We start from the raw sequence: 6,111 nt of genomic DNA on the forward strand, positions 1-6,111 counted from the left end.
GGACGGTTTAGTTCAGCCTGGCTTTTCCCGGCTGTCCCGTGAGAAAAATGGATCTTGACATTTAACCGCGGGACTTGAAGCTATTATGGCTTAGAATGCAACAAAGCGGGGGTATGAAACAAAAGTCCGTGCACGCCGACTCCGTATTGGTAGACCATGGTGCCTCCAATCGAAGCTGTCATGGTGACCATCACCACGGAGGCGACCACAAAAACCCAGGAGAAGATGGTTTCGCGTCCGCGTCCGGTATTGGCGAACGACCACGCCCGACCGTAAGACCCTCGGCTGAAGCGGGCCAGCAAGCGCGAGATCAAGGCCAGGATGACAAATAGTCCCGTGAGTACGGCATACGCCTGGTGGGTACTCAAGAGGGTACTGGTTACCGGTGTCCACTTGACGTATTGCTCAGAAATGACGCCGGCGGCAGCCGCAACGATGCCGGCGATGAGGCCGAGAGCGAGAAGCCAGAAGCTAGCGCGGGAAAAAAAGCGGTCGCCGCGCGGGAAAAACAGCCCCAAAACGGAGGTGAAGAGGCTGCCATAGAGCAGGACAATGGGAAAATGGACTAACATCGGATGAATTACGGGTGGAAAAAGGTGTAATCCGATGCGGATCCATAGACCTAAGATTGCATTCCAGATTGCCATAAGCCACGCTCCCTGAAAAAAAGTATCCGTCAGGAGTGTGACGGATACGGGGGGACTCATGCAACATTTTACCAGACTCGTACGTCACGCTTCGATCTTCAGCCGTGAGGCGGGCCGGCGGGTGGGGCGTGTCAGGAGGGCGTAAAGGCCTGCTGCGACGAGAAATCCCACATAAAACGTCAAATCGGCGCCATGGAGCGTGTGAGCTATGGGACCGGTGTAGAGGGCCGAGGACATGAAGGGCACCGATGTCCCAAATCCGACCAAAAAGCTTATTAGCGCCGGCCAGGCTATGCTGGAGGACTCCTGGGACGGGTGCCGGCGGCGATACCATCCCACCAGCATGACGCCGAGCCAGGGGGTAAGCCAATATCCCAAAAGCAACAGGAAGTTGTCATAGTATTGCTCAAAGGCTCCGGAACCCAACCAGCTCAACGCAAGACCGATGATGCTGGCTGCCACCGCAAGACTCCAGCGTGGCAGCCGGATGTTCATGGCCCCGGCCGCCAGTGCGTTCGAATAGAGATTCAGAGCGTCGGCTGCTGTGCCTCCGAGAATGATGGCCACGACCGCCAGCGCACCGAAGCCTCCCGACACCTGATGTAGAGCGGCGATGGGATTGGCGTTGGCGCCGCGTGCCACGGCCACCCCGGCGCCTACCAACTCAAGCCATAAAGACGCGATAAATCCGCCAAAGAAGCTCCAGCGGCGCACGGACCGCGGCGATGTCGTACGGGGGAGATAGCGACTGTAATCTGAAGCATAGGGAGCCCAGCTGCCCAAGTAGGACAGTGCGGCCGCCACCACCAGCGCGAAGGGCGCCCATGGAGCATGCAAAACCGGATGATAGGCAGCCAGGGCATGGCCACGGACCAAGATAATCGAGACCACCAGAAACAACACACCCAGAATAACGGCCATGATTCGCTCGTAGACGTGAATCATGTTGTGGCCAAAGATGGCTAAAAGCCCCTGAATAATGACCAAAAGGCCTGAGGCCGCCCAAAACGGCAGATGCGGAAACAAGACTTGAAGTCCGAAGGAGCCAAGAATGTTGTTGACGGAGAACCACCCGATGGTGCTGATGTAGTTAAGCAGGGCAGGGAGTTGGCCTCCCCAGCGTCCAAACAGGATGCGGCTAATCATTAACTGGGGTCGTCCGGCTTGGGGGCCCATGGCGGCGGCCAAGCTAACCGCTGCCGCACCGAGTACGTTGCCCACGACAAGCGCGGCGATGGTCCACGGCCAGGACATGCCGAGGGAAATGGGGAAGAAACCTAACGCGAAGTCGGCGATGGTTAGATTGCTACCCAGCCAGAGAAAGAATTGGCTTCGGGGCGAGCCGTGGCGCTCTTGATCGGGAACGCTTTGGACCCCGTATGGTTCGACGGCGAGCGTGCGGTCGCCATAAAGCGGAGCTGATGAGTGCGACACAGGAAATCCTCATTTCAGATTAGAGTATACACCTGTATATACAGTAATTGAAAAGGGATTTCAAGCCCGTGGAGCTAGTCCAGTACGGCGATGCCAGCGCGCCTGAGCGCTTGACGGGCAAGCTCCAGATCTTTCGACCGTTGAAAACTGACGGTGTGCATATGATATCCGTCGGTCAATGAAGACAACAGGGATGCTTGGTCAGCCTCAACTTGTTGCAAGAAGGATGCCACGTCGATACGGGAGCGGATTTCTAAGCTTCCCTCGAGGTGTCCGTAGATGGGATGGGCGACAATGACGCTGTGCACGGCAAGACCGTGGTCAACCAGAGTGTAGAGTTCCTCGGCGGTTTGCTCGGGCGTGTGACGGACGGCGATAATGGTGCGCTCTCTGCTCGGATAATCGAGCGACGAGAGGCGGTATCCGCGCGGCGTCGAGAGGATGGGGACGCCCGCGGCGCGCAGCAGGGCAATTTCGTGGACTACGACTTGGCGTGTCACCTGCGCTTGGTCTGCCAGATCTTCGCCACGCATGGGCTCGGTTGCGCTACGGAGGAGGGAGACAATGAGTGCTTGTCGTTCTTGCCGGTTCATGAGGTTCGCTCCTTTTTGGCCTAAAGCGGCCTTGCGCTTTAAGCATATCGCGCCAGAAGAGATTCGCAATGCTCCACCCGCTCATGGCAGGATTTATGGCGTTCGAGGAGAAGCTAGTTCGGGAAGGGTGAAATGAACGATGGGGGAGGCTTCAAGGTGAGGTTGGAAACCCGTTTAGTCAAGGTATCGGAGCGTGTCTGGCCTGATAATCCGGTGAGCCCGCCAATTTATCAAACGGCGGCCTACAGCTATCGCAGCTTGCAACAAGTGGAACGGGTTCTACAAGGCCAGGAGCCTGGTTATACCTATACGCGAGGTGGAGGGAATCCGACCACCGAGGAATTGGCCCAACTGATGGCCGCTTTGGAAGAGGGCGAGGGTTCCGTCATCACCGCCTCAGGTACGGGTGCCATGCTCGCGGCCATTTTGGCGCTTGCGCCGACGCCGACGTCCATTTATGTGGCCCGGGAGATTTATGGTGGCACCGTGGGGTTGGTCCGGCACGTCCTCGAGCCGCTCGGCTACTCCTTTGTCTGGGTCGACACGCACCAGCCCGAAGCATTGCCAAAGTATTGGAGCCACCGCGGTTCGGGGATCTTGATTGGCGAGACCATTTCCAACCCTCGCGGCCGGGTGAGCCCCTGGGATGCGGTGATTCAAGCGGCCCACGCGCACAATGTGCTTGTGATAATCGACAATACCTTTGCTAGCCCCTTTCATGCGCGACCCCTCAACTGGGGGGCGGACTTAATCGTCCATTCTGTGACCAAGTTTATTGGCGGCCATGATGACGTGATACTAGGGGCGGTGGTGGGATCCCCTAAAGCGATTGGCCGGGTGCAGCAGTTGGTGGATATCATGGGCGTGACGCCCGATCCGATGGCCTCCTGGTTGGCCCTTCGCGGCGCACGGACTCTGGCCCTGCGCATGGAGCGATCGTCGCAAAATGCGCGAAAACTGGCTGAGTCCCTCACCTCAGTTTCCGGGATTGATCAGGTCGATTATCCCGGGCTTCAATTCCATCCCGATTATCCGATCGCCAGCCGGCTATTGGAACACGGATTTGGCGCGATCCTGGCGATTCATTTGGCAGGCGGACTTGAGGCTGTTGAGCACCTCGTCAATCGACTTCACCATGTGCGGTTGGTGACCAGCTTGGGCGACGTATCCACCTCCATCTCTCATCCTGTAGTGGCCTCGCATCGCGAACTGACTGCCGAGGAAAAGGAACGGGTGGGGATTGATGAGGGTACCGTACGAATATCCGTCGGCATTGAACACATCGATGACCTCATCGAGGACTTCCGTCAAGCACTCGCCTAAAATGCGGCCAATAAGCCAACCTTGACAGGCGCCGGTTGCAAAGCTGATGCGTACATTACTCTGCCAGTATTGCTCGGCAGGAGGGATGCATCATGAACCCTGGTGATTGGGCGCTTCTTTCCGAAAGCTTTTATGAGGCGATGGTTTGGTCGGCCGCGGAACGTTCTGGTCTTTGGGCGCGGCTTCGGAACGGGTGCGCGGAAGAGGTGCTGATTCTTGAGGGGTTCGATGGCGTCATTTTGGAGGCCACTTTGCGACTTATGGCTTGGTGGGGTTGGATTCGTCGGGATCCTGCCTCTGGTCTCTGGTACCAGCATGCGAAACCAGCAAACGCGCCTTTGGCGCGTCTGGCTGCCTCCCAGGCGAAAGACTGGGCGTCCCTGGGAGAGCGCCTTCACCCTGGGGCCAAGGAGCCGTCAGATTTGGCCTGGGAGGACCAGGCCCGGCTTCGAGACCGCAGCTACGAACTGGCCCACTGGATTTGTACGGTGTTGGGCGACGTGCAAGGACAGCGCTGGCTTGATGTAGGGGCTGGACCTGGGGTGGTGGGACAGACCTTGAGCCGGTCGGGTGCATATGTTACGCTGGCGGACCGTCCGCTCATAGCTAAGCAATGGAACCGGCTGGACCCCCATCTGGAGGCCTGGGGCGGGGATGTCTTTCAAACCTTTCCCGAGGGACTGTTTGACGGCATTCTTTTGGCCCGATTTATTGAGAGCTTTTCTCCGCAACAAGTAGGACAACTCTTTGAACGGTGCCATCGGCATTTAGCGCCGAAAGGGCGTCTCGTGGTGGCCGGATACTTTGATGGCCCGGGTTCCGGACCCCGACTTTTTGATCTCCACGTAAAGCTAGAGCGGCGATTGGGGCGCGTCTACTCCATGACCGACATTGAGCGTCTCGGGCATTTAGCGAATTTTCGATCGGGAGAGCCGATTACCGACCCGGTGAGCGGCTACAGCGCCCTGATTTTGACGGTGGCGAGCCAACCACCAGATAACGGCAGCGATGAACCCAACGGCCCATACGGCGGTGATGAGCGTGAGAAATTGACCCACCTCCGCTCGGTGGGCGGCTGACAACAGGACGGCGTAGCCGACCAAACCGGTCACGCGCACTAGCCCGATTATCCGCGCGCGGATAAGGGAAGGCCACGCGTCGGTTTTGAAGGTGTCCTCGGCCAGATAGCTCATCGACGTAAAGGCGCTGAGGGTAAAGAGAATCGGCCAGAACGCAGGATGTGCCGGGGTCCGGATTAGGGCGAGGAAAATGGCCGCTATAAGTGCCATGCCATAGCCAGTGAGAAGTATGGTGGGGGCCTGAAGTCTTCCTAGCCACCGGGCGAGCAAACCAACGAGAAATGCGGTCGCTGTGGACACCAGCACCAAATGATGAAAGTGTCGGGGTAGAAATTCGGCCCCGAACGCATAGGTCAACAGAGAAAATCCGGCGGTGTTGGCAAAGGAAAAGGCGGCGGCCACCCCCAGTCTGAGGCCGAAGTCCCGGGGCAAGGTGTGCGATCGCAGCGGATTGCGGAAGCTTTTGGCCCATAAAACGGATTCGGTGAGGGGGCGCCGAAGCCAGAAGCTGGCGAGGGCCAAAGCCAGTGGCAAAATGGTCATGCCCCGGCGCAAAAGGTGTGGACCCCAACGGTGCCCTAAAAACGCTAGAGCGGCGAGTGCCAACCCGCCCATGTTCACAAAGTTGAGCTCCGCGTACATGGTTTGCCGCTTAAAATGGGCCGGAACCAGTTCTTGTGAATAGGTGAGAATGGTATTGCTTTCAATGCCGGCGGTGACGATGAGAAGGCCTGAGCCCACGAGAGCCGGCCATAACCCGGATCCTAGGAGCAAGGCAGCCGATCCGGCGATGTAACCTGCCGGTCCCCAGGTTAACAGCCGCCGACGTCCCAGCCGGTCGGCAAGAATGCCACCGGCCGCGATGCCTACACTGAGTCCCACCGGGGCCCAAATAAGAAGAATGGTGGATGTCCATGCTCCGCGAGGAACCCATGTAAGGGCTACGGCGGCCACGCCGTAGCTGGTAGGTAAAGAGGGGCCTCGGGGCTTGGCTGTGGTAGCGAGTGCCCCTTGAGCGCCCTCCTCCCCATAGAA

5 protein-coding genes and 1 pseudogene are annotated in these 6,111 nt (G+C 58.4%); 2 read left to right on the forward strand and 4 right to left on the reverse strand.

Going from position 1 to position 6,111, the window contains the following annotated elements:
* Positions 1–83: 83 nt before the first annotated feature.
* The 3 genes from HIJ39_RS20965 to HIJ39_RS20975 form a co-directional block, all read right to left on the reverse strand.
* Complete coding sequence (locus HIJ39_RS20965; protein WP_243239874.1) at positions 84–647, reverse strand: DUF2231 domain-containing protein; 564 nt, start codon at positions 645–647, stop codon at positions 84–86.
* An 84-nt stretch (positions 648–731) separates the two neighbouring features.
* Complete coding sequence (locus HIJ39_RS20970) at positions 732–2,081, reverse strand: cytosine permease (protein ID WP_169102989.1); 1,350 nt, start codon at positions 2,079–2,081, stop codon at positions 732–734.
* Positions 2,082–2,155: 74 nt separating this feature from the next.
* Positions 2,156–2,674, reverse strand: coding sequence for a transcription repressor NadR (locus HIJ39_RS20975; protein ID WP_169102990.1), 519 nt, complete (start codon positions 2,672–2,674; stop codon positions 2,156–2,158).
* A gap of 156 nt (positions 2,675–2,830) precedes the next feature.
* On the opposite strand from HIJ39_RS20975, the gene HIJ39_RS20980 reads away from it, so the two are divergent.
* Positions 2,831–3,997, forward strand: a complete 1,167-nt coding sequence (locus tag HIJ39_RS20980; protein WP_169102991.1) for a PLP-dependent transferase — start codon at positions 2,831–2,833, stop codon at positions 3,995–3,997.
* Between the two features lie 92 nt (positions 3,998–4,089).
* Complete coding sequence (locus HIJ39_RS20985; protein WP_169102992.1) at positions 4,090–5,076, forward strand: class I SAM-dependent methyltransferase; 987 nt, start codon at positions 4,090–4,092, stop codon at positions 5,074–5,076.
* 18 nt (positions 5,077–5,094) lie between these two features.
* Here HIJ39_RS20985 and HIJ39_RS25000 read toward each other — a convergent pair.
* Positions 5,095–6,030: pseudogene (locus HIJ39_RS25000) on the reverse strand (MFS transporter); the annotation flags it as partial.
* Positions 6,031–6,111: the final 81 nt, after the last annotated feature.

Source organism: Sulfobacillus harzensis (genome assembly GCF_012933365.1).
Classification (GTDB): domain Bacteria; phylum Bacillota; class Sulfobacillia; order Sulfobacillales; family Sulfobacillaceae; genus Sulfobacillus_B; species Sulfobacillus_B harzensis.

Bases quoted from the DNA above. Each gene is read 5' to 3' on its own strand.
- HIJ39_RS20965 (WP_243239874.1), bottom strand. From the start codon at position 647: ATGGCAATCTGGAATGCAATCTTAGGTCTATGGATCCGCATCGGATTA.
- HIJ39_RS20975 (WP_169102990.1), bottom strand. From the start codon at position 2,674: ATGAACCGGCAAGAACGACAAGCACTCATTGTCTCCCTCCTCCGTAGC.
- HIJ39_RS20985 (WP_169102992.1), top strand. From the start codon at position 4,090: ATGAACCCTGGTGATTGGGCGCTTCTTTCCGAAAGCTTTTATGAGGCG.